Source organism: Cellulosimicrobium sp. SH8, assembly GCF_025818875.1.
In the GTDB taxonomy this organism is placed as follows: Bacteria; Actinomycetota; Actinomycetes; order Actinomycetales; family Cellulomonadaceae; genus Cellulosimicrobium; species Cellulosimicrobium cellulans_D.
Genome location: NZ_JAMXMH010000007.1, coordinates 253,740 through 273,512, shown reverse-complemented (window position 1 = coordinate 273,512; position 19,773 = coordinate 253,740). Strand labels below are relative to the sequence as shown.

20 protein-coding genes and 1 pseudogene are annotated in these 19,773 nt (G+C 76.9%); 17 read left to right on the top strand and 4 right to left on the bottom strand.

Going from position 1 to position 19,773, the window contains the following annotated elements:
* Nucleotides 1-95 (bottom strand): annotated as a pseudogene (locus tag NF338_RS12060) (superoxide dismutase); the annotation flags it as partial.
* 147 nt (nucleotides 96-242) lie between these two features.
* On the opposite strand from NF338_RS12060, the gene NF338_RS12055 reads away from it, so the two are divergent.
* Together NF338_RS12055 and arfB are read left to right on the top strand one after the other, a co-directional pair.
* On the top strand, nucleotides 243-599 hold the full coding sequence (locus NF338_RS12055) for an iron chaperone (RefSeq protein ID WP_264031001.1): 357 nt from the start codon (nucleotides 243-245) through the stop codon (nucleotides 597-599).
* 106 nt (nucleotides 600-705) lie between these two features.
* On the top strand, nucleotides 706-1,143 hold the full coding sequence (gene arfB, locus NF338_RS12050) for an alternative ribosome rescue aminoacyl-tRNA hydrolase ArfB (protein WP_264031000.1): 438 nt from the start codon (nucleotides 706-708) through the stop codon (nucleotides 1,141-1,143).
* Between the two features lie 94 nt (nucleotides 1,144-1,237).
* Here the strand turns inward: arfB and NF338_RS12045 are convergent, their stop codons facing one another.
* The gene (locus NF338_RS12045) at nucleotides 1,238-1,867 is read right to left on the bottom strand and encodes a putative glycolipid-binding domain-containing protein (RefSeq protein WP_264030999.1); all 630 of its coding nucleotides are present in this window, start codon (nucleotides 1,865-1,867) and stop codon (nucleotides 1,238-1,240) included.
* A 62-nt stretch (nucleotides 1,868-1,929) separates the two neighbouring features.
* Between NF338_RS12045 and NF338_RS12040 the strand changes: the two genes are divergently transcribed.
* On the top strand, nucleotides 1,930-2,349 hold the full coding sequence (locus NF338_RS12040; RefSeq protein WP_205201125.1) for a VOC family protein: 420 nt from the start codon (nucleotides 1,930-1,932) through the stop codon (nucleotides 2,347-2,349).
* Here the strand turns inward: NF338_RS12040 and NF338_RS12035 are convergent.
* A complete protein-coding gene (locus NF338_RS12035; protein WP_264030998.1) occupies nucleotides 2,346-3,029 on the bottom strand; it encodes a helix-turn-helix transcriptional regulator in 684 nt (227 codons plus the stop codon). The genes NF338_RS12040 and NF338_RS12035 overlap by 4 nt on opposite strands.
* 231 nt (nucleotides 3,030-3,260) lie before the next feature.
* Here NF338_RS12035 and NF338_RS12030 point away from each other — a divergent pair, with 231 nt between their 5' ends.
* The 14 genes from NF338_RS12030 (at nucleotide 3,261) to NF338_RS11965 (ending at nucleotide 18,966) form a co-directional block, all read left to right on the top strand.
* The gene (locus tag NF338_RS12030; protein WP_264030997.1) at nucleotides 3,261-5,087 is read left to right on the top strand and encodes a fatty acyl-AMP ligase; all 1,827 of its coding nucleotides are present in this window, start codon (nucleotides 3,261-3,263) and stop codon (nucleotides 5,085-5,087) included.
* Complete coding sequence (locus tag NF338_RS12025) at nucleotides 5,084-5,350, top strand: acyl carrier protein (protein ID WP_253051680.1); 267 nt, start codon at nucleotides 5,084-5,086, stop codon at nucleotides 5,348-5,350. The genes NF338_RS12030 and NF338_RS12025 overlap by 4 nt, the downstream gene beginning before the upstream one ends.
* On the top strand, nucleotides 5,347-6,333 hold the full coding sequence (locus NF338_RS12020; RefSeq protein WP_264030996.1) for a 3-oxoacyl-[acyl-carrier-protein] synthase III C-terminal domain-containing protein: 987 nt from the start codon (nucleotides 5,347-5,349) through the stop codon (nucleotides 6,331-6,333). The genes NF338_RS12025 and NF338_RS12020 overlap by 4 nt, the downstream gene beginning before the upstream one ends.
* Entirely contained in the window at nucleotides 6,330-7,817 is a 1,488-nt protein-coding gene (locus NF338_RS12015) for an ATP-grasp domain-containing protein (protein ID WP_264030995.1), read from the top strand. Before NF338_RS12020 ends, NF338_RS12015 begins: the two co-directional genes overlap by 4 nt.
* Nucleotides 7,814-9,130 (top strand): type III PLP-dependent enzyme, encoded by a 1,317-nt coding sequence (locus NF338_RS12010; protein ID WP_264030994.1) that lies wholly within the window; start codon nucleotides 7,814-7,816, stop codon nucleotides 9,128-9,130. Before NF338_RS12015 ends, NF338_RS12010 begins: the two co-directional genes overlap by 4 nt.
* Before the next feature lie 87 nt (nucleotides 9,131-9,217).
* The gene (locus NF338_RS12005) at nucleotides 9,218-9,508 is read left to right on the top strand and encodes an acyl carrier protein (RefSeq protein ID WP_047233438.1); all 291 of its coding nucleotides are present in this window, start codon (nucleotides 9,218-9,220) and stop codon (nucleotides 9,506-9,508) included.
* A 1-nt stretch (nucleotide 9,509) separates the two neighbouring features.
* Complete coding sequence (locus NF338_RS12000) at nucleotides 9,510-10,451, top strand: hypothetical protein (RefSeq protein WP_264030993.1); 942 nt, start codon at nucleotides 9,510-9,512, stop codon at nucleotides 10,449-10,451.
* The gene (locus NF338_RS11995; protein ID WP_264030992.1) at nucleotides 10,448-11,275 is read left to right on the top strand and encodes an acyl-CoA dehydrogenase family protein; all 828 of its coding nucleotides are present in this window, start codon (nucleotides 10,448-10,450) and stop codon (nucleotides 11,273-11,275) included. Before NF338_RS12000 ends, NF338_RS11995 begins: the two co-directional genes overlap by 4 nt.
* Nucleotides 11,272-12,429, top strand: coding sequence for an acyl-CoA dehydrogenase family protein (locus NF338_RS11990; protein ID WP_264030991.1), 1,158 nt, complete (start codon nucleotides 11,272-11,274; stop codon nucleotides 12,427-12,429). Before NF338_RS11995 ends, NF338_RS11990 begins: the two co-directional genes overlap by 4 nt.
* The gene (locus NF338_RS11985) at nucleotides 12,413-14,173 is read left to right on the top strand and encodes an MATE family efflux transporter (RefSeq protein ID WP_264030990.1); all 1,761 of its coding nucleotides are present in this window, start codon (nucleotides 12,413-12,415) and stop codon (nucleotides 14,171-14,173) included. The genes NF338_RS11990 and NF338_RS11985 overlap by 17 nt, the downstream gene beginning before the upstream one ends.
* Nucleotides 14,170-16,098: a hypothetical protein gene (locus NF338_RS11980; protein WP_264030989.1), complete on the top strand. Its 1,929-nt coding sequence runs from the start codon at nucleotides 14,170-14,172 to the stop codon at nucleotides 16,096-16,098. Before NF338_RS11985 ends, NF338_RS11980 begins: the two co-directional genes overlap by 4 nt.
* Nucleotides 16,095-16,868 carry an HAD-IA family hydrolase gene (locus NF338_RS11975; protein ID WP_264030988.1) on the top strand — a complete coding sequence of 258 codons (774 nt, stop codon included), beginning with the start codon at nucleotides 16,095-16,097 and terminating at the stop codon, nucleotides 16,866-16,868. Before NF338_RS11980 ends, NF338_RS11975 begins: the two co-directional genes overlap by 4 nt.
* Complete coding sequence (locus NF338_RS11970) at nucleotides 16,865-17,632, top strand: 4'-phosphopantetheinyl transferase family protein (protein WP_264030987.1); 768 nt, start codon at nucleotides 16,865-16,867, stop codon at nucleotides 17,630-17,632. The genes NF338_RS11975 and NF338_RS11970 overlap by 4 nt, the downstream gene beginning before the upstream one ends.
* Nucleotides 17,629-18,966, top strand: coding sequence for a condensation domain-containing protein (locus NF338_RS11965; RefSeq protein WP_264030986.1), 1,338 nt, complete (start codon nucleotides 17,629-17,631; stop codon nucleotides 18,964-18,966). The genes NF338_RS11970 and NF338_RS11965 overlap by 4 nt, the downstream gene beginning before the upstream one ends.
* Here the strand turns inward: NF338_RS11965 and NF338_RS11960 are convergent.
* A complete protein-coding gene (locus tag NF338_RS11960) occupies nucleotides 18,953-19,753 on the bottom strand; it encodes a thioesterase family protein (protein WP_264030985.1) in 801 nt (266 codons plus the stop codon). The two genes, NF338_RS11965 and NF338_RS11960, sit on opposite strands and share 14 nt — an antisense overlap.
* Between the last annotated feature and the right edge of the window lie 20 nt (nucleotides 19,754-19,773).

The window sequence follows — 19,773 nt, the reverse complement described above, 5'->3', positions numbered from 1 at the left end:
TGCTTGGAGTGGTGCAGCTCCATGATCCGCCCGGAGATGTGCGGCTCGAGCGCACCGTAGTCGTAGGACAGCTCGGGGAGAGTGTAGACAGGCATGGTTCCTCAGGTTCCTTCCGTCGGTATGCAGCCACGCTAGGACCTCGACCACGGTTGAGGTCAAGGTGGGCGCACTGTGATCTTGCAGGTCGGACGGACCGTCCCGCTCGCCGAGCGGTCCGCCGCGGGTGGCGGGACGATGTCCCGATGGGGACCGTCACGGACTACCTGGCCGGCGTCGACGAGCCGGACCGCGCGACCCTCGCGCGCGTCGTCGGGGTCGCGCGCGACGTCGTGCCCGACGCCACGGAGGGCACGAGCTACGGCATGCCCGCGTTGCTCTACCGCGGCAAGGCGCTGCTCAGCGCCATGGCGTCGGCGAAGCACCTCGCGGTCTACCCGTTCAGCCCGGCCGCGGTGACCGCCGTCGAGGCGCGGCTCGACGGCTTCTCGCACGCCAAGGGGACCGTCCGGTTCTCGAGCGACCACCCGCTGCCCGACGACGTCGTCCGCGACCTCGTCGCGGCCCGCGTCGCGGAGGTCGACGCGCAGCTCGACCGCTGACGGCGCCCTCGCGACCGCCCGTGGTTCCCGGGCCGACGAGCAGGCGCGCCGGCGGCAGGCCACGAATCCCCTGGGCGCGCGGGGCGCCGTCGGGCACGATGGACCGATGCCCGACGACGCCCGCCCCGGCCTGCGCGTGACGACCATCCTGGTCGTCCCCGAGGCGGAGCTGTCGTGGCGCTTCTCGCGCTCGTCCGGGCCCGGCGGGCAGGGCGTCAACACGACCGACTCGCGCGTCGAGCTCTCGTGGGACGTCGCGCGCTCGGCGGTGCTCACGGAGTCCCAGCGCGCACGGGTGCTGGACCGTCTGGGCCGACGGGTCGTGGACGGCGTCGTCACGGTCACGGCGTCCGAGCACCGGGAGCAGCGGCGCAACCGCGAGGCGGCGCGGACGCGGCTCGCCGCCCTGCTGGCCGACGCCGTCGCGCCGCCGGGGCCGCCACGCCGCGCGACCCGTCCCACCCGGGGCTCGGTCGAGCGGCGGATCGCGGCCAAGAAGCGGCGGACGGACGTCAAGCGCCTGCGTCGCCCGCCGCAGGACTGACCGAGCACGACGTCACCCGCCGTCGAGCACTACATGACGGACGAAGAGGGCCGGATGGCGACTCTCATGTCGTTCTCGGCGGGAGCCCGGTGCGTCAGAGGCGGCGTGCGAGGTGCGGGTAGTCCACCACCAGGCCGTCGGCGTCGACCGCGAGGTCCGCCGTGAAGTCGCGCGTCGCGCTCGTGCAGGTGACGACACCCTGCCCGGTCGCGGGGTCGAGCGGCTCGCGCGCGGCGTAGACCTGGTCGCTGCGCAGGACCGCCAGGGACGGCAGGTCGACCCACGCCATGACCAGGTGTGTCTCGCCCGACGGCCCGCGGTCGTCGAGCAGGCCCAGCCGCAGGATCGGCATCGTGTTGGTGACCGGGCACAGCGCGACGTCGCAGTCCAGCGCGCCGTCGAGCGACGCCGGGTCGGCGATCCCCGGCGCGGCGAGGCCCGACGGCGGCGTCCCCGACTCGCGCACGTCGGCGCGCCACGCGCCGTCGGGCGTCCGGACGAGGTCGAGGTGGCGCGACCACCCGAGCCCGCGCACCGAGACGTCGAGGTGCTCGGTGACCCAGCCCGGACCGGTGCGCAGCGCCCACGCGGTCGCGTACGACGTCGCGCGCGACGTGCCCAGCGCCGCCAGCCGATCGTCGCGCACGGCGACGGTCGCGGCCTCCAGACGGTCCGGGTCGTCGTCCCAACCAGTCCACGCGACGTGCCTCGTCGATGCGGTCACGCGCGCCAGTCTGGGCCGAAAAGGCGGTGCTCGCGCGGCGGAGGCGTGGCAGGGTCGCGCCCATGACGTCTCGCATCTCCCACACCACGTTCGACGCGCGCGACTCCTACGCGCAGTCCGTCTTCTGGGCCCAGGTCCTCGGGTACACCGACGTGCCCGGCGACCCCAACCTCCCCGGCCACGAGGAGTGCATGATCATCCCGCCCGCGGACGCGACGACGCCCGCCGAGAGCCGCGGCCACGTCCTGTTCGTCGAGGTGCCCGACGACAAGGAGCTCAAGAACCGCGTCCACCTCGACCTGCGGCCCACGGACCGCACGCGCGAGGAGGAGGTCGAGCGCGTGCTCGCGCTCGGGGCGACGCAGGTCGCGGACCGGCGCACGCCCGACGGCGGGGGCTGGGTCGTGCTCGCCGACCCGGAGGGCAACGAGTTCTGCATCCTGCGCAGCGACGCGGAGCTCGCGGCGGCGGCCGCGCGCTAGCGGTCGGTGATCCGGATCCAGCCGCGCTGGGCGGCCCGGGCGCCGGCCTCGAACCGGCTCGTCGCGCCGAGCCGGCCCATGAGCCCGGCGGCGTGACGTCGGACCGTCCGCGGCGACACGCCGAGCCGCGCGGCGACGGCGGTGTCGGTCTTGCCCTCGGCGAGGAGCCGCAGCAGCGTGTCCTCGCTCGGGGCCAGCGCGTCGTCGGCCGCCCGCGCCCGGCCCCACTCGGACTCGGCGAGGGCCCGCAGCGCGAGGACGGCGTCCCGGTCGGTCACGGCGCGCGTGCGGTCCGGGCGGGCGACGAGCACGACCGTGTCGTCGAGGGCGACGAGCGACAGGGGCAGCGACGGGGCCACGCGGTGCTCGACGGCGGGTCCGTCGCGCGGGGCGTCGGGGACCGGGTGCTCCGTGGCGGGTGGCGTGGCGTCGAGCGGTCCCTCGTCGACCGTCTCGTCGTCGGTCGGCCCGTCGTCGAGGGGCCCGTCGCGCGGCGGCTCGACCGTCACGACCCGGAGGCGCGCCTCGCGCCGAACCTGCTCGCGGACCCGCGACCAGAGGGGGTCCGGGTCGTGCCCGCTGCCGTCGTCGAGGACCAGGACGTCGCGCGCGCGGCGCAGCGCGACGGCCCGCGCGGAGCGCCTGGCGCCGAGGACCGGGTCCCGCTCCGACGACGTCACACGGTGTGACTGTAGTCGACCTCGGCAGGGTCCCCGAGAGCCGTCCCGGCGGTCGGACGGATGTGACGAACGGGGAGGTCAACGGGTATTTGTCCTCTTCCGGACACGTCCGATTTGTTTACACCGCGGCCGTCCGCTGCCAGGCTTCCCCCGGACCGCCGGGTCGGGCTTCGTGCTGCCCGGCGTCCTCCGCGCCGGGACGGACCCGGCGCCGGTGACGGAGGGGGCCCCATGGGCGCGCAGCCCGACGACCTGACCCTCGTGGACCTCGTCCACGAGCACGCACGGGAGCGACCGGACCACGCGGCCGTCGTCGTCGTGCCGGAGGTGGGCGAGCGGCGCACGCTGACCTACGCCGAGCTCGACGCGCAGGCGGCGGCGCTCGCGGCCGACCTCGCCGCGCGGCACGAGCCGGGCGACCGGGCCCTGGTCCTCTACTCGGCGACCGCGTCGTTCGTCGTCGGGATCGTCGCTTGCTTCTACGCGGGCCTGATCCCCGTCCCGTCCCCCCTCCCGGGCGGGCAGGCCTACCAGCGCGAGCGCGTGCGCGGCATGCTCGTCGACTGCGACGCCGCCGTCGTGCTCGTCGACCCGACGGCCGCGACCGAGACGACGGAGTGGGCCGAGCCGCTGCGGCGCGCCGACGGCGGTCCCGTCGTCGTGACCGTGGTCGACGGCGCCACGGACGGCCCGGCCCGGCGCGGCCGCCCGGGCCCGCAGGACGTCGCGTTCCTGCAGTACACCTCCGGCTCCACGAGCAGCCCCAAGGGCGTCGTCGTCACGCACGCGAACGTCCTGCACCACCACGACGCCTTCTCGACGACCCTCGGCCTCGTCCCGGAGGACGTCTTCTGCAGCTGGCTGCCGGGGTACCACGACTTCGGCCTCGTCGGGATGCTGCTCGTCCCCCTGGGTCTCGGCGCGACGGCCGTCATCGTCCCCTCCACGGCGTTCCTCAAGCGCCCCGTCCGCTGGCTCTCCGCCATCACGGAGACCGGGGCGACCGTCACCGCGTCGCCGAACTTCGGCTACGACCAGTGCGCGCGGCGCGTGCGCGACGACCAGCTCGCCGAGCTCGACCTCTCCCGCCTGCGCTGGGCGCTGGGCGGTGCCGAGCCGGTGGACCCGGCCGTCCTGGACGCCTTCACGCGTCGGTTCGAGCCCGTCGGGTTCCGCGGGTCGGCCCACGGACCGGGGTACGGCCTCGCGGAGGCGACGCTGACGGCGACGTACCCGGACCGGCGGCTCCCGCTCGTCATCACCGCGGACGAGGCGGCGCTCGCCGACGGCCGCCTGGTCGTGCTCGAGGAGGCGTCGTTCCTGTCCGCCCTCCCGGACGCCGCGGCGCAGGGCCGGGGGAGCGTCCCGGGCGCGCGGCTCGTGTGCTGCGGGCTGCCGAGCGGCGTGGAGCTGCGCCTCGTCGACGACCAGGGCGCCGAGGTGCCCGACGGCGAGGTCGGGGAGGTCTGGCTGCGCGGCGGCACCGTCGCGGCCGGGTACTGGGGCGACGCGGCGGCGGGCGCGACGGCCGAGACGTTCGGCGCCGTCGCGGCCGACGGAACCGGCCCGTGGCTGCGGACCGGGGACCTGGGGGCGCTGCACGGCGGGCAGCTCGTCGTCACGGGCCGGATCAAGGAGCTCCTCATCGTCGCGGGGCGCAACCTGTACCCCTACGACCTCGAGCGCGAGCTGCGCCGCCTGCACCCCGGTGCCGACGGCCGTCCGGGGGCGGTGTTCGAGGCGGAGGGGCTGCCGGGCACGCTCTGCGCGGTCCAGGAGTTCCGGCCCACGCCGGGGGCCCGACTCGACGGCGCGAGCGCCGAGGACGAGCTGGACGCCGTCGTGCGCCAGATGGCCTCCCACCTGGCCTCCGTCTCGGGTGCCGCGGTGCACGACGTCGTCCTCGTGCGTCCCGGCCAGGTGCCGCGGACCACGAGCGGCAAGATCCAGCGCGGTCGGGCGCGCGACCTGCACGGCGCGGGCGACCTCGCCGCGCTCCACTCCCTGCGCGCGTCCCGCGACCGCGCGCGCACCGAGCTCGCAGGGACCCGCTCATGACCGCACCGCTGCCCGACGCTCTTGACGACCTCGTGCTCCGGCACGTCGCCACCGCCCTGGGGGTCGCTCCCGCGGACGTCGACCCGGCGGGCGACCTCGCCGGCCTCGGCCTCGGCTCGGTCCAGGTGCTGGCGCTGCTGGGCGACCTGGAGGACGCGCTCGGCGTGGACCTAGACCCGGAGGCTGTCGTCGACAACCCGACGCCACGCGCTCTCGCCGAGCACCTGCGCAGCGTCGTGGACGTCCCCGGGACCGCGGCATGACGACCCTCGTCGACGTCGGCGCGCACGTCCCCGCGACGCGCGTGCCCATCCGCGACCTCGCGGACGAGCTGGGCCTCGACCACCTCGAGCTCGGCGTGTTCGAGCGCTTCTTCGGGCTGCGCGAGGTGTGCACGGCGCCGGACGAGAGCCTCACCGACCTGCTCGTCGCCGCGGCGCGCGCCGTGCCCGGCCTCGCGGGCAACGAGCACCGCGTCCGGTACGTGCTGGGCGCGCGGACCATCGCGACGGTCGCCCCGGTCGGGGTGAACCCGCTGCACGACGCCGCGGACCGCCTCGGGCTGGACCACGCGGTCGTGTGGACCCTCACCCAGCACGCGTGCGCGTCCGCGCTGCTCGCGGTCGACGTCGCGGGGCGCCTGCTGGCGGCCGACGGCGACCCCGACGCGCTCGCGCTCGTCCTCACCGGGGAGAAGGCGTTCAGCCCCGGGTCCCGCCTCATCGAGGGCACGACGATCATGGGCGAGGGCACGGCGGCCGTCCTCGTGGCGGCGGACCCGACCAGTGGGGTCTCCGCGCGGGCGGGCAGCCCCGTGCTGTCCTACGCGACGCGCACCCTGGGCGAGTACCACCAGGTCCCGCTCCCGGAGGACCTGGCCGCGCCGTTCGGCGTCGCGTACACCGAGGTGCTCGCGGAGGTCGTGGTCGAGGCCGTCGAGCGCGCGGGCCTGACGCTGGACGACCTCGCGCTCGTCCTGCCGCACAACGTGAACCGCGTGTCCTGGCGGCGCCTGTGCTCGCGCCTCGGGCTGCCGATCGCGCGCGTCCGGCTCGACGACGTGCCCGTGACGGGCCACTGCTTCGGCGCCGACTCGTTCATCGGCTACGCCGCCGCGCGCGCCGAGGGCCGGCTGCGCCCCGGCGACCCGTTCCTCATGGTGGCGGTCGGGCTGGGTGCCACGTTCTCCGCCATGGTCCTGCGCTACGCGGGTGACGAGACACACGACACGGAGGAGCCCGCATGACGGTCGAGCAGGTGGCGGAGGCCGCCGCCCCGGACGCTTCCCCGGACGCCGTGACGGCGGCCGTTCGCGAGCCGTTCCTCGCACGGACCAAGCGCGCGCTCGCGGGCGCGCCCGACGCGCCGCTGGTGCTGCTCGGGAACTTCGAGGTCGAGGACGCGTGGGCGGTCGGGGAGGTCGGCCTGCCCTCGGTCGGCGGCGCGTCGGCGACGGCCGCGCTCGTCAACCGCATGGACGAGCTCGCGCTGCTCCTCGCGGGCCCGGACGACCACGTCGTGCTCAAGGCCGAGCCCGACCCGGACCACCTCGCCCACCTGGACGCGCTCGGCGTCGGGCTCCCGACCGTGCACGTCGCCGAGTCGAGCGACCCCCTGCGCACCGTCACGCGCGACGCGCTCGACTCGCCCGCGCTGCTCGCGCGCCTGCGCGACCTGGCGGCGGACGGCGTGCGCCTCCTCGCGCACGGCACGTCGACGGCGGAGGAGGACCTCGCCACCGCGACCGGCCTGCGCTCGGTGCTCGTCGACGCCGCGACGACCAAGGCCGTCAACAGCAAGGTCTACAGCCGCGGGCTGTGCGACGAGCTCGGGATCGAGCAGGCGCGTGGCTGGGCGTGCCGCACCGTCGAGGACTTCGAGCGCGCGTGCGCCGAGGCGGCGCGGCTCGTCGCGGACGGCGCGACCGTGGGCGTCAAGGACGCGTACGGGGTCTCCGGCAAGGGGATCCTCGTCGTCGACGACCCGCGTCGCCTCGACCAGCTCGTGCGCATGGTCACGCGCCGCGCCGCGCGCTCGGGCGACGACCGCCTCGCCGTCGTGGTGGAGGTCTGGGCGGACAAGGCGACCGACCTCAACTACCACTTCACGGTCGCGCAGGACGGCTCGGTCGCGTTCGACTTCGTCAAGGAGGCGATCACCGAGGGCGGGGTCCACAAGGGCCACCGCATCCCGTCGCGCCTGCCCGCGGTGCAGGTCGACGCGCTGGCCGAGCTCTCGGCCCGGCTCGGCGCGCGCCTCGCGGCCGACGGCTTCCACGGCCTCGTCGGGGTCGACGCGCTCGTGCGCACGGACGGCTCGCTGCTGCCGGTCCTGGAGATCAACGCGCGCAGCAACATGTCCACGTACACCGTCCCCCTGCAGGAGCGGTTCCAGCCGGAGGGCTGGGTCGCGCTCGCGCGGCAGTACCCGCTCGTGCTCGACGCCCCGCTGCCGTTCGCTGCGCTCCACGACGTCCTCGGCGACCTGCTCCCCGGTGCGGCCGGGCAGGCGGGGCTCGTCGTCCAGGGGACGGGCACGGTCAACGCCGGCGCGTCGTCCCCCACCCCGGGCGGCACGTTCGCCGGCCGGCTCCACGGCCTCCTCGTCGCGCCCGACGAGGACGCGCTCACCCGCCTCGACCGCGCCGTGACGGAGCGGCTGGCCGGGCGCACCACCGCAGGACCGACCGGTCGCACGACCGCGGACCCGACCGAAGGAGACCCCCGATGACCGCGACGCCGAGCCGGCCGACGCCCGGGAGCGCGGACCTCGCCGCGGTCGCGGAGGAGTTCGGCACACCCGTGTACGTGTACGACGGCGACGTTCTCGCCGCGAACTACCGCGCGCTGCGCGACCGGCTGCACCCCGCGCTGGGGATCTTCTACTCGCTCAAGGCGAACCCCAACGTCAGCATCTGCGGGCTGCTGCACTCGCTCGGCGCGAACGCCGAGGTGTCGTCGCTCACCGAGCTGCGCACGGCGCTCGCGGCGGGCGTCGCGCCGCAGGACGTCCTGTTCCTCGGGCCCGGCAAGAGCCGGGACGAGCTCGTCGCCTGCCTCAACTCGGGCGTGCGGGCGATCATCGTCGAGTCGCTGCCGGAGCTCGCGCTGGTGGACGAGCTCGCGCGCGCGACGGGGCGCCCCGCCCGCGTGGTGCTGCGCGTCAACCCGTCGTTCTCCGTGAAGGGTTCCGGGCTGACGATGGGCGGCAAGCCGCGCCAGTTCGGCATCGACGAGCAGCAGCTCCTCGACGCGCCGGACCTGTGCGCCGGACTGACGACGGCCCGGGTCGTCGGGGTCCAGGTGTACATGGGCACGCGCATCCTCGACGAGGGCACGATCGTCGAGAACACGACGCGGATCTTCGAGCTCGCGGAGCGGCTCGCGGACCGCCTCCGCTTCCCGCTCGAGCTCGTCGACGTCGGCGGCGGGCTCGGCGTCGCGTACTTCGAGCGCGAGCGCGACCTCGACGTCGACGTCCTCACCGCGGCGCTCAACCCCGTGATCGAGGCGTTCGTGCAGCGGCACCCCCGGACCGACCTCGTCATGGAGCTCGGCCGGTACCTCGTGGCGCTGTGCGGCACGTACGTCGCGCGCGTGCGCTACGTCAAGGAGTCGATGGGCGAGCGGTTCGCCGTCGCCGACGGCGGGACCAACCACCACATGGCGGCGGTCGGCATCGGCTCGTTCGTCAAGCGCAACTTCCCCATGCGCAAGGTGGGCCCCGCGTCCGGCGCCGAGGACGTGCCGTGGAACGTCACCGGCCCGCTGTGCACGCCCAACGACACGATCGGCAAGGCCGTCCCGCTGCCGGCCGATCTCGCGGCGGGCGACCTCGTCGCCGTCGACCGGTCCGGCGCGTACGGCGCGACGGCGTCGCCCGTGCACTTCCTCAGCCACGGCTACCCCGCGGAGGTGCTGACGCTGGGCGACGAGTCGTTCCTCGTGCGGCACGCGGACACGCCCGACGACCTCCTGTCCCGCCAGGTCTTCCACGACCTCGGCGCGCGCGTCGCCTCGGCCGAGGCCGTCGCCGCCCCCTGACCCGCCGGCCGGTCCGGCCGTCATCGACCCCTCAACCTGCCGCCGTCCGTCATCGCGGGCGCCCGACCCACCACCCGGAGGAACATCGTGAGCACCAGCACGAACACCGAGTCCCAGGAGGCCCTCGGCCGCGAGCGCGTCGTCGGCGCGGTCGTCGAGGCGCTGTCGAGCGTCCTCGGGCGCCCGCTGCCCGACGTCACGGACGCGACCCGTCTGTTCGACGACCTCGACCTCGACTCCACGAGCGTCCTCGGCCTGCTCATGGCCCTCGAGGACTCGCTCGACATGGAGGTCGACCCGGAGTCGCTCGAGCAGCACCACCTCGAGAGCGTGGGCTCGCTGACGGACTTCGTCGTCGAGCACTCGACCCGGAACTGACGTGACGCTCGGGGGCGGGAGCAGGGCAGCGTCCTGGGCGGAGCCCGGCGGCGCCGTCCTACGGGTGCGGGGCGTCGTGGACGTCCCGGTCGACGACCTCGTCCCCGTCGGGGACGGCACGCGCCGGTCGGTCGCCGAGGACCTGCGGTACGTGTACGGCGAGGACCAGCCGACGGACTGGCTGGAGAGCGGCCCGGGCCGGGACTACCCGACGATGATCCGCGCGGCGCGCGCCGCGCTGCGCGACCGGGGCCTGCTCGCCGACGTGCGCCTCGTCGTCCTCGTCGTGACCACCCCCGACCTGCAGCACGAGCGCCTGCTCGGCGGGTTCGTCGCGGACCTGTTCGACGACCGGCCGTACACGTTCTGCGTGACCGAGCAGGGCCTCGCGGGACCGTTCACGGCGCTGCGGCTCGCGCACGAGGAGCTCGCGCACGGCGGCCCGCAGGGTGTCGGGCTCGGGGGAGACGCCCTCGTCCTCGTCCTGGAGCAGTGCACGCTGCCCCCGACGGCGACGCGCGTCCCCGCCCGCGACCGCGTCGTCGCGCTCGTCGTCGGGCACGACGGCGCGGGCCGGCCGGTCGAGGGGCTGTCGGTCGCGCGCGCGCCGCGCGGGCCCCGGTCGGACGCTGCGGCGCTCGTCGTCGCCCCGGACGGGTCGCGGGTCGCGTCGCCCGACGTCCGGCGCGTGGTCCTCGGCGTCGACGTGGACCCGGGCGAGGTCTCGGACCTCGACGGCGTCGTGCTGCACGCCGACGCGGGCGCGGCGGCGACAGGCGTCTGGGAGGTCCTCGCCGCGTGCGACGACGCCCCGGACGCGCCGGTCGTCCTGCACGAGCGGTGCCTCGAGCTGGGCTATCGCTGCTCGCTCGTCCTCGGCCCACGCACCGTCGCGGCGTCCCCGGACGCCGACGACCTGTCCCGAGAGGCGGTGCTCGCATGAGCACGGACGTCGTCGCACCCTCCCCCGTCGCGGCGGCCGAGGTGCGGGCCGAGGAGGGCGCCGCGGCGCCGCGCGTGGACGGCCCCGCCGACCTCCGCGCCGTCGCGCGCGAGCTCGGCGCGGTCGCGGCGCTCACCGCGCTCGGGGGTCTGCTGCCCGTCGCGGCGCTGCCGGGCGAGTGCGTCCTGCTGCCCGACGACGTCCCGCCCCCGGGCGGGTGGGCGCGGGTCGGCGAGGTGGCGTCGGACGTCGGCACGCTGCTCGTGTGGCGGTCGCCCCGCACCGAGGCGGCGCCCGGACCGGCCGCGCCCGCCGTGGGGGCGACCGGACCTGCCGCACCCGCAGCCGACGAGCGCGTCGTGACCAGCACGGCCGACGCCGCCTGGCGGGTCGGGGTCGCCTGGGTCCGGACCGGGCTGTGCGAGCGCCTGACGGACCGGGCCGTGGAGCGGCTGCGGGGCCGCACGGTCGGCGGCACGGCGACGGTGAACCTGCCGCCCGTCCGCCTCGTCCTCGCGGACGCCGCGCTCGCGCACCTCGAGGCGCAAGCGCTCCTGGGCGGTGTCGCGGCGCGGGACGCCGCCGGGTCGCCGGACCGCGGAGCCGCGGTCTCCGGGTCCTCGCTCGCGCGCGTCACGGCGGTCCTCGACCGCTCGTCGCGTGCCGTCCACAACCTGTTCGGCGCGTCGGGGTACGTCGACGGCGACGCAGCGCGCCTCGCGCGCACGATCGACCTGCTGGGCCACGCGAGCGGGACGCTGCCGGGCCGTGTCTCCGGCACACCCGGCGGCACACCCGGCTGCGAAGAGGGGCAGGACGCATGACCACGGTCGACCTCGTCGCGCTGCGCGACCACCTGCGACCCGTCGGCGCGGCGCTCCGCGAGCACGCCCTCGCGATCGACGCCGACCCCGCGGCGCTCCACGTGCTCCTGGACTCGGGCGCCCTGCCGTACCGCCAGCTCGGCGGGTTCCCGCCCGGCTACCTCGACGACCCGCTGCGCGTGCGGGGCGTGCCGGTGCACGTGCGCACGTGCGTGGAGCGCGTCGTCGTCGCGGAGACGCTCGCGTGGGGCGACGCGTCCGTCGTCGTCGGGGCGCCCGGGCCGTCCATGTCGGGGGTCGTGCTCGACGACCTCGCGGACGACGAGCAGCGCGACCGCTTCTACCGGCGCGTGGCGCAGCCGGGCACGTGGACGTTCTTCGGCCTCACCGAGCCCGACCGCGGCTCGGACGCCGCGGCGCTGGAGACGGCGGTCGTCGAGGCCGACGGCGCTCCCGTGCTGCGCGGGCACAAGAAGTACGTGGGCAACGTCGCGCGCGCGAGCCTCGGCGTCGTGTTCGCGCGGCACCGCCCGGGCCCGCTGGGCGTCGGCGTGTACCTCGTCGACACCGACCGGCCGGGCTTCGACGCCGCGCCGCTCGTGACCACCGGGATGCGCGCGGTGCAGCTCGGCGAGGTGCGGCTGCACGACGTGCCGCTGCTGGCCCAGGACACGCTCGGTCGGCACCTGTCGCCGTCGCGCCGCGGTCTCCTCGGGGCGGTGCGCACCTTCAACCGGCTGCGCCCCGTCGTCGCGTCGCTCGCCGTGGGCGTCACGCAGGCGGCGCTCGACTACGTGCGCGCCGAGCGGTCGTCGTTCACCGCCGACGAGCGGTGGCGCCTGGAGACGTTCGACGACCGGCTCCACGCCGCGCGCGCCCTCGTGCTCCAGGCCGCGCGCGCCGCGGACGCGGACCCGGCGGACGGGACGCTGCCGGCGGCGGCCAAGGCCACCGCGCTCGACCTCGCGGAGGAGGTCACGCACGCGGTGCCGCCGCTGCTCGGCCCGGGCGCGCGGTGGGAGCACCCGTACCTCGACAAGCTGGTCCGCGACGTGCCCGGCCTGGAGATGATGGAGGGCACGCGGACCGTCCAGCGGCTCACCCTCGCGCAGGGCTGGTTGCAGGGCAGGGCACGGCATGCCGAGCTCGTCTAGGGAGGCGGCCGCGACCCCGGTCGCGACCGCCGCGCCACGGGAGGCGCTGCCGCCCGGGCCGCCGCCACCTGTCGGTGGGCCGACGGTCGGGGCCCTGCGCCGCCGCGTCGTGCGCCTCGCCGCCCCGATCTGCGCCGCGCTCGTCGTGGGCGCGCTCGCACAGCTCGTCATCGCGGCGCTGCTGGGGCACATGGGCGACGACGCGCTCTACGTCCGGTCGCTCTTCATCCCCGTGACGTTCCTCGTCCTCGCGGTCCAGGAGGGCCTGGACGTCTCGACGCAGGTCGGCTTCGCGCGCCTGCACGGGTCCCAGGGTCGGGCAGCGGGGGACGACACCGGGGACGGCACGGGCGACGGCGGCACGGCCGTCGTCCCGACGTCGGCCACCACGGCGCTGCTGGGGAGGTTCGTGGCGGCGGGCGCGGCGGTGCTCGGCGGGGTCGCCCTGGTCGTGGTCCTGGCCGCTCCGGCGCTCGCCGGCGTGCTGTCCGTGCCCGCGCCGCTCGTCGCCGAGTTCGTCGCGTTCGCGCGGTGGACCGTCCTCGCGAGCGTGCTGTCCGTCCCGACGGCGGTGGCGGCCGCCGCGCTGCGCGGGTGGGCGCGCACCGGGGCGTCGGCGACCGTGGCGCTGCTCGTCGCGGGGCTCCAGGTGCTCGTCGTGTGGCTCGTCGGGCTCGTGGCCGGGTTCGGCGCGCTCGCGGTCCCGGTAGCGATCACGGGCTCCACCCTCGTCGGTGCGGCCGTCGCCTGGGCGCTCCTCGTGCGGGCCCGGCTCCTTCCGCGCCCCGGCCACGTCCCCGGGCTGCGCCGCCTGCTCGCGCTGCGCCACCACCCCGCGCCGCAGCGGCTCGCCGCGGTGTGGCGACGGGCGCTCCGCGCCCTGCCCTCCGGGTCGTGGACGACGCCGACCCCGCCCCCGCCTCCCCCGCCTCCGTCCTCCACGACGCCGGCCCCGGTCGCGGCACCGTCCGCCCCGGCGGGTGCTGCTTCCTCCGACCCGCACTCCGGCCCGCCGGCCGCCGAGCCGACGACGGCGGGCGTTCCTCCCGAGGGCGCCGTGGTCGAGCGGGTCGACGTGCGCGGGCTGCTGCTCGGCGTCGGCCTGCCGGTCGGTCTGTCCTACCTGCTCCTCACCGTGACGAACCTCGTCATGGTGTGGGTCCTCGGTCCGTCGGGCACGGACGTGGTCGCGGGCTACGGCGGCGCCGCGACGGTCCAGACGCTCGTGATCGTGCCGGCCATCGGGCTCGCCGCAGCGGTGAGCATCGTCATGAACCAGCAGTGGGGTGCGGGGGATCTCGGGCTCCTCCCGCGGACGCTGCGCGCGGGCACGGTCGTCGTCGCGGGCGTGTACGTCGCGGTGGGGGTGCTCGTCCTGCTGACCGCGCCGTTCGTCGCGGGCCGCCTCTCGGCCGACCCGGACGTCGCCGCGCAGGCGGCGCTCTACCTGCGCGTGGTCGGCCCGTCGTACGCCGGTGTCGGGCTCGTGCTGTACCTCCTGACCCTGCTGGAGCAGCTCGGGTACGGGCGCGTCGCCGTGACGCTCAACGTGCTCTACCACGCCGTCTCGCTCGGCGTCGGCGGCGTCCTCGCGCGCGCGGGCGGCGGTCCCACCGCGCTGTACACGACGATCGCCGTGATGAACGTCGTCGGGCTGGTCGTCATGCTCCCCGTCGCGGTGCGCCTCGTCCGGCGGCGCGCTGCGGGCCAGCCGACCGAGCCCGCCGAGGAGGCCGCGCCGTGACGCTCCGGGGCGCGACGCCGCAGGCCCACGCCACGCCGGGCCAGGTGGCACCGGAGCCCGTGCTGAGCGTCGTCGTCATGCACCACCCGGCGCGGGGCGACGTCTCGGACCTGGTCGCGGCGTGCGCGCCGCTCGACGTGCGCGTCGTCGAGGACCCCGACCCCGACGGCCCGCCCAGCCCGCTGCGCACCGCGAAGCGCGCGTGGGCCGCCGTGGCCCCGGGCGCGACCCACCACCTGGTGCTGCAGGACGACGTCACCCCGGTCCCCGGGTTCGCCGAGCTCGTCCTGCGGGCCGTGCGCGCCCGCGACCGGCACGCCGTCGCGCTCTACTCGAACTGGAACAGCCCGCGCAACGCCTACCTCGTGCGCGCCGCGGCCGCCGCCGGGCAGGCGTGGGCGCCGCTCGGGCACGACGAGTGGGTCCCCACGCTCGGCCTCGTCCTCCCCGCGGAGGGCGCGCTGCGCCTCGCCGCGCACCTCGCGACCCTGCCCGACGACGAGCGGGACGACGACGAGGCCGTCGTGACCTTCTGCGCACGCGAGGGCTACCCCGTCGTCGCGACGCTGCCGCACCTGCTGGAGCACGGCGACGGCCCGAGCCTCGCGGGCAACGACGCGCACGGGGCCCGGCACGCGACGGTCCCGGCGGGCGACGCCGTCGACCCGGACGCCTGGGACCGGCCGGGTCTCGATCACGAGCCGGCCCGCTCGCCGGCCACCGCACGGCCGGTCGCGGTCACGCTCGAACGGTCGCGCTGCACGCTGCGCGTGCTCCGTCCGGACGCCGGCGAACCGCTGGAGCACCCGTTCGGCTGGGGCTGGGACGCGTGGTCGTGGTGGCTCGGCGTCGACCCGGCGGCCGTCGCGCACGACGTGTCGGTGCTCGTCGCGGGCGCCTCCCCGGAGCTCGGCCGGGTCTCGCGGGACGCGCTGCTCGAGCTCGGCGCGGCGTGCTGGCTGCTGGGCCACGACGTCGCGCGCACCGACTGGCCGCCGCCCGCCGGTCCCGACGCACCCGCGCACCGGGCCGCCGCCGTCCGGACGTGGGTGCTCTCCGGCCTCCTCCCCGCCGACCGCCCGGAGGACCTGGTCGACGAGCTCGTCGCGTTCGGCCTCGACGCGCTGCTCGCGGGCGAGACATGGACCGGCACCCCGTCGAACCCGGGGCTGCGGGCGGGTTCGACGCCGGGGTCGCCCACAACCCCGGGTTCGGCGACTGTCGTCGGGCCGGGAGCGCGCGCCGACGCGGGCGACTCGGACCTTGACGCCGCCGCGCTGGCGGCCGTACGACGCCTCGCGGAGCGCGACGCGGAGGTCGTGTGCCGGGCGGCAGGCCCGGCGGTGCCGGTACGCGTCGTCGTGCACGACTGCCCGGCGTGCGGCGCGCGCGCCGAGGACGCGGTGCGGCGCCTGACGGCGCAGGTCGACCTCGACGGCGTCGCCGAGCACCACGTGGCCAGTGCCGACGACGCCGCGCGCGTGGGCGGACGGGCCGTCGTCGAGATCCTCGCGTGCGAGCTCGTCGAGACGCGCGGGCTCCTCGGCGTCGATCCCGGCGGCCGCTACGTCTCGCGCGGGCTGTGGGCGGCGCGCAGGGCAGCCCCCGCATCGGCCGGCGCGACGGCGTGCGAGCCGCACCGCACGACGGCGCACCCGTCCGACGCCGCGCACCTCACCGCGGCGGAGGCCCTGGCGGCGTCCACCGATGCCGACGCCGCGCACCTCACCGCCGCAGAGCTCCTGGTGGCGCTCGCCGACGCCGACGCGGCGCACGTGCTGCCGGTCGTCGCGCGCGGGAAGGGGGAGGCGACCGGCCGGCCGAGCCCGGCGGCGCTGGGGCTGCAGCACACGCCCGGGCTCGCGCAGCGGTACGCCGACCTCCACGCAGAGGTGCGGCTCGCGCGCGCGGTGGAGCTCCTGTGAGCGCGACCTCGACCGGTCCGTCGGCGCACGCGTCCGCCGGCGCGTGGGCGTGGCGTGGCGCGGCCCTGCTGCTCGACCTCGACGGGACGCTCGTCGACTCCGCGGCCGCGATCGAGCGGCACACGCTCGCGTGGGCGGCCCGGCTCGGGCTCGACGGCGACGCGGTGGTCGCGGCGTCGCACGGCCGCCGCGACGTCGAGGTGGTCCGCCTCGTGGCGCCGGGCGCCGACGTCGCGCGCGAGGTCGAGTGGCTGCACCGCATCTCGTGCGACGACACCGAGGGAGTCGTGGCCGTGCCGGGCGCCGCGGACCTCCTGGACGGCCTGGACCCGCGGGTCTGGACGGTGGTGACGTCGGCGGCGCGCGAGGTCGCGCTCGCGCGCCTGACGGCCGCCGGCCTGCCGGTGCCCGCGCGGTTCGTGTGCGCGGAGGACGTGGCGCGCGGCAAGCCCGACCCGGAGGGGTTCCTCGCGGGTGCGCGGCTGCTCGGCGTCGACCCGCGGAGGTGCCTGGTCCTGGAGGACTCCACCGCCGGGGTCGCCGCGGGCCGGGGCGCGACGGCGACCGTGCTCGCCGTCGGCCCGGACGACGTCCCCGGCGCGCACCACGGGGTCCCGGACCTGCGTCCGGTGGCCGCCCGCGCGGTCGACGGCCGGGTGGACGTCGTCGTGACGACGCGCAGCGCGGGCACGTTCGGGGACGCGGTCGAGGGGCCGCTCGAAGAGCCTCTCGAGGGTCTCGACGACGGCCTGCCGGAGTTCGTCGCATGAGCGCGGTCGACCCGGAGCCCGAGGTCGAGCTGTGGTTCGTCACCACGACCCCGCCCCCCGCCGAGCACGACATCAGTGTCGTTCTGGGCTCCATCCCGACAGCAAGGTCGTGCTCGACGGCGGGTGGCGTCGTGCTCGGCGCCGAGGTGCTGGACGCGGCGGAGCGCGACCGCGCCCGGCGCCTCGCCTCGCCCGCCGACGCCGCGCGGTACGTGCGCGCCCACGTCGCCGCGCGCGAGATCCTCGCGGCACGCACGGGCCTGCCGCCCGCGGACGTCCGCTGGGAGGTGGGGCAGCACGGGAAGCCGGGACCCGTCGTCGGGCAGCGGTGGAACCTCAGCCGCAGCGGCGACCACGCGCTCGTGGCGCTCGCCGAGACGGACGTGGGCGTCGACGTGCAGGTGCGCGACCCGCGCGTCGACGTGCACCGCCTCGCCGCGCGGTTCCTCGCCCCGGCGGACGCGCGGTCGGACGCGGACGGGGACCTGTGGCGTCGTTTCTCACGGCTGGAGGCGTGCGCCAAGGCGGTCGGCGGCCGGCTGCTCGACGTGCTCGGGCTCGACGTGCAGGCCCCGGGGCTGGTGCGGGCCGACGGCGGCCCGTGGTCCGGTCAGGAGTGGTGGGTGAGCGACGTGGCGGCACCCGCCGGCGCGGTCGCGGCCTGCGCGACGCCGGGGCCGCGGCGGCACGCGCTCCGCACCCGGGTCTGGGGTACGGGCCGGCCGTCGCCCACGGTGCGGACCGGCGCGGGAGGTGCGCGGTGAGGGTCGTCCACCACGTCGAGGTCCGCGGGCGCGCGGGCGAGGGGCCCGCGACGTGGGGCCAGTCCGCGATCCGACGGGCGCTCGCCGCCCTGGAGCCGCTGGACCACCAGTTCAACCTCGTCTGGGGCGGCCCGCTCGACGAGCCCGTGCCGACCGAGGCCGCGACCGCCGTCGTGCGTGCGCTCGTCGAGCGGCACGACTCGCTGCGGACGCGCGTCCACCCGCAAGGCGACGGATTCGCCCAGGAGCTGTGCGGGGCGGGGACGGTCGAGGTCGTCGAGGAACGCGTGCCCGACGTGGCGGACGTCGCCGCGCGCGGCGCACGGCTGCGCGGCGAGCTCTGGGGCCGCGCGTTCGACTACCCGGCGGAGCTGCCCGTGCGGGCCGGGCTCGTGACCGTGGACGGCGCGGTGCACCACACCGTGCTCGTCGTCGCGCACACGGCGCTCGACGGCTGGGGGCTCCCCGTGCTCGACGGCGACCTCACGGCCCTCGCTGCGGGCGCCGCGCTGCCGGACGTCGAGGCGTGGACCCCGCTCGACGAGGCGGCCTGGCAGACCTCCGACGAGGGGCAGCGGCACGACGCCGCGGCGCGCGCACGCACCCTGCGCACCATGCGCGCGGCCCCGGCGCAGGTCTTCGCTCCACGCCTCGCCGAGAAGCCTGACGGGGGACCGCGGTACCGGCAGACGGTCCTGCGGTCGCGGCGCCTGGGGCCGGCAGCCGAGCGGGTGGCCGCGCGCTGGCGCACGAGCACGTCCGGGGTGCTGCTCGCGGCGTCGTGCCGGGCGCTCGCCGCCGCCGCGGGCCGCGACGACCTCGCGCTGCAGGTCATGGTGAGCAACCGCTTCCGCCGGGAGCTCGCCGAGGCGGTGGTGACGACCGCCATGGAGGGCCTGGTGCACGTCGAGGGCCTCGACGCGCCGTTCGACGAGGTGGGCACGCGAGTCTGGCGCGCGGCGATGACGGCGTACCGGTCGGCGTACTACGACAAGGACCGGCTCCAGGCGGAGGCCGCCGCCGACCCGTCGACCGCCCACGACGGCACCTGCTGGTACAACGATCGCCGCGGCACCGGTCCCGACCGGACGTTGCGCGCCCGCCCCACGCGGTCGCGGCGGCTCGCGCGCGCCGACGCGTCCGACGAGCAGGGCGGCGTCACGCTCACGCTGCACCTTGTCGACGCGCCGGACGGCGGCATCGACGTCGTCCTCACGGCCGACACGTCGCGCCTGGACGACGCCGCGGCCGAGCGGGTCGTCCGGGACCTCGAGCGCTGCGTGCTCGACGCGTCGCGCGCGGGGAGCCCCGGCGGGACGGTCACGCGCCGGTAGGGGCACCCTCCGGCGCGGCGAGCGTGCGGACGACGAGGGCCTGCGCGAGCGTCCCGAACGGTCCGGCCTCGTCGTGGAGCGTGCTGTGCGTGACGCCGGCACCCGCGGGGCCGAAGACGACCGAGGTGTCCAGGCCCACCCAGCCGCCGAGCGGCGACCGGAAGAGGTGGGCGGTGAGGTCGACGTTGGGGAAGGCGACCTCCCGCGGGTCCGCGCGGACGGCCATGCCGTTGGCGGCGTCGAGCAGCCCCGCGGTGCGGGCGAGCGGCCCGACCTCCTCGTCGGCGACGAGCGGGACGTCGGTGCGCACCCAGACCGTCGCGCGGCCCGGCTCGACCGCGGTGCGGCGGACCTCGACCGAGTCGATGAAGCCGCCGGGCCAGACGGTCGCGGGGTCCCACGGCGGGGTCTCGGCCGGGCCCGGGACGGGGTCTGGTGCCCCACCGGCGAGGTCGACGGTGTCGCCCGTCCGCACGAGCCACGCCCGGAGCGAGACGGCGCAGCGCCCCGCGCACCAGAGCGTCGCCTCGACGAGCTCCACGCCCCGCCCGGGGCGGACCACGCGGACCCGTGTCTCCACGTCGCCGATGCGGAAGACGCCCCAGATGTCGTAGGCGAGGCGCGACACCGCGAGGTCGTCGCGCCCGCGGGCGACGCGGTCGGTCTCGACCACGTGCGCGAGCAGCCCGAACGCGGGCGCGACGTGCTGCTCGTCGGTGCGCCATGCGCCGCCCACGTGCGCGGTCGCGCGGAACGTCGTCGGGCCGGTACGGACGAAGTACGCCATCGTGCTCCTCGGTGCGGGTG

Bases quoted from the DNA above. Each gene is read 5' to 3' on its own strand.
- NF338_RS12055 (WP_264031001.1), top strand. From the start codon at position 243: ATGGGGACCGTCACGGACTACCTGGCCGGCGTCGACGAGCCGGACCGC.
- arfB (WP_264031000.1), top strand. From the start codon at position 706: ATGCCCGACGACGCCCGCCCCGGCCTGCGCGTGACGACCATCCTGGTC.
- NF338_RS12040 (WP_205201125.1), top strand. From the start codon at position 1,930: ATGACGTCTCGCATCTCCCACACCACGTTCGACGCGCGCGACTCCTAC.
- NF338_RS12030 (WP_264030997.1), top strand. From the start codon at position 3,261: ATGGGCGCGCAGCCCGACGACCTGACCCTCGTGGACCTCGTCCACGAG.
- NF338_RS12025 (WP_253051680.1), top strand. From the start codon at position 5,084: ATGACCGCACCGCTGCCCGACGCTCTTGACGACCTCGTGCTCCGGCAC.
- NF338_RS12020 (WP_264030996.1), top strand. From the start codon at position 5,347: ATGACGACCCTCGTCGACGTCGGCGCGCACGTCCCCGCGACGCGCGTG.
- NF338_RS12015 (WP_264030995.1), top strand. From the start codon at position 6,330: ATGACGGTCGAGCAGGTGGCGGAGGCCGCCGCCCCGGACGCTTCCCCG.
- NF338_RS12010 (WP_264030994.1), top strand. From the start codon at position 7,814: ATGACCGCGACGCCGAGCCGGCCGACGCCCGGGAGCGCGGACCTCGCC.
- NF338_RS11995 (WP_264030992.1), top strand. From the start codon at position 10,448: ATGAGCACGGACGTCGTCGCACCCTCCCCCGTCGCGGCGGCCGAGGTG.
- NF338_RS11990 (WP_264030991.1), top strand. From the start codon at position 11,272: ATGACCACGGTCGACCTCGTCGCGCTGCGCGACCACCTGCGACCCGTC.
- NF338_RS11985 (WP_264030990.1), top strand. From the start codon at position 12,413: ATGCCGAGCTCGTCTAGGGAGGCGGCCGCGACCCCGGTCGCGACCGCC.
- NF338_RS11970 (WP_264030987.1), top strand. From the start codon at position 16,865: ATGAGCGCGGTCGACCCGGAGCCCGAGGTCGAGCTGTGGTTCGTCACC.
- NF338_RS11960 (WP_264030985.1), bottom strand. From the start codon at position 19,753: ATGGCGTACTTCGTCCGTACCGGCCCGACGACGTTCCGCGCGACCGCG.